The sequence below is a fragment of the Paenibacillus sp. P32E genome, from assembly GCF_001909085.1.
Taxonomy (GTDB): domain Bacteria; phylum Bacillota; class Bacilli; order Paenibacillales; family Paenibacillaceae; genus Paenibacillus_AQ; species Paenibacillus_AQ helianthi.
On the sequence record NZ_LVYY01000044.1, the window covers coordinates 1 to 2095 of the forward strand.

Below are 2095 nucleotides of genomic sequence, written 5' to 3' on the forward strand. Positions count from 1 at the left end.
GACCTGCACCTCATGATTCAGCTCCGCGGCCTTGCGCAGCGTATGGGCACTCCGCCAATCGCCCGGGTGGGGATAGAGCGAATAGGTGAAGTCATGAACGCCGAGGTCCGCAGTGGCGTCCGGCCATTGCGGCGCACGCAGCAGGGACAGGCGGATCGTGCTGCCTTGAATGTCGTAGCCGTATTTGCAGTCATTCAGCAGGCTGACGCCGTATCCATGTTCGGATACATCCACAAAACGGTGTCCGCAGACCTCGTACTGCGCCTGTTCCCAGCTGGTATTGCGGTGCGTGGGACGCTCCAGCGCACCAAAGGGAATCTCATAGGTCGCTTTGTCTGCGACCACATCGACCGGGAAGCCGACCTTCAGCAGCTTGTGGGCTTCCTTCCAGTCCACATGGGTCTTGAAATCGATTCTGCGGTCATGGGCATACAGGATCAGATCCTGGGTGATCAGCGACTGGCCCAGCGTCCAGCGGAATCTCAGCACATCCCGGACTTGGCCGGAGTGAAGTACGTATTTCTCCACCAGCTCGGCCTCGCCGGCGGGCTGGGCTTCATAGCGGCTGTCGATATCCCAGGCATCCCAGAGTGTCGGACGGTCATGGAAGAAGTGGAATTGGTTGGCCCGTCCGCCCTGCTGCACCACTTCCCGTTCGGCCGCTTTGTCGAACAGGCTGGTGATTTCGCCCCGTTCATTGAACGTCAGGCGGTAGTGCGGGGTCTCCCAGCGGTCATTCAGGACGGTGCGTTCCGGCCGTGCGGAAGAGGCATCCGCATGTATGGCCGCTGCTTCCGGATGTTTCACCGATGCCCCGGCGGCGGACATTTTCGCAGCTAGCATGCGATCTGGCATATTCACTGCTTCCGGGCTTCCCGGTGTTGGCCGTTCTCCGCGTCTCAGCCAGATCGTCTTATACCCCATAGCCGGGATGGCCGGGACATGAATGTAAGCGGTCCGGTGATCTGTTGTCGGGTCCAGCGCAACGTCCGCAGCGGGCAAACCGATTACGAGATCTATCGGAAGTGCATTTCCTGACGCGTCATATGCTGCCAGGGTCCATTCTGTATCTGATGCTTCTGTATCTGCCCATGGAATGGCAACGACTGCATCACGCGCCCAGCCGAGGCTGTTGAACAGCACGTAAGGCTGGCCTTCGCCTGCTGTTGTGACCTGAGCCGCCAGGGCTTCCAGCCCCGGCTGCAGCGCTGCCTCACCAAGGGCGAACACCTCGCGGTATTCCTTCTCCGAAGTCTCATAGGCTTCGGGGATGGCCGAGCCGGGAATAATGTCGTGGAACTGGTTCAGCAGTATCCGCTTCCAGCCGTGATGCAGCTGTTCGGCACTGCTCCTGCGCAGCTCGGGCTTCATGGCAGGAGCGGCCAGGGTCTGCCACAGCTCAGCCTCGCGGTAGAGAATCTCCGCCTTGCGGTTGTTCCGCTTGTTGCGGCCATGTGTGGTATAGGTGCCGCGGTGCAGCTCCAGATACAGATCGCCGCGCCATTCGGGCAGCTTGGGCTGCCGCTCCTCCATGCCTGCGAAGAAATCCGCGGCGCTGCTGAAGGTACTGGCCGGCTGGCCGACCATCAGGTCTGCACGGCGGATGTATTCCAGCATCTCGCGGGTGACACCTCCGCCACCGTCGCCATGGCCGTAGAGCAGCATCTGCTCGTTATGGGTTTTCTTTTCGCGGAAGGATTGCCAGTGTTCATGCACGTCCTTCGGCAGCGTATTCTCGTTCACCCCATGGTTGAGGTAGGACAGCATCGGGGTGCCGTCAATGCCCACCCAATGGAACAGATCATAAGGAAATACGTTGGTGTCATTCCAGCCGAGCTTCGTGGTCATGAAATAACGCACGCCGCCATGCTGCAGAATCTGCGGCAGTGAAGCGCAGTAGCCGAAGGTATCCGGCAGCCATTCAATCTCTGAGGTCTGGCCGAATTCCTTCTGGTAGAACCGCTGGCCGTAGAGCATCTGGCGCATCAGGGACTCTCCGCTTGGAATGTTCAGGTCCGGCTCGACCCACATGCCGCCGACCAGCTCCCACCGGCCTTCACGAATTCGCTCTTTGACCATGGCGAACAGGACCGGG

The 2095-nt window shown here is 60.2% G+C and carries 1 protein-coding gene; it reads right to left on the reverse strand.

Features of this window, described 5'->3' with window-relative positions:
* On the reverse strand, nucleotides 1-2095 hold a 2095-nt coding region (locus A3848_RS31460; RefSeq protein WP_143192458.1), incomplete at both ends, for an alpha-mannosidase.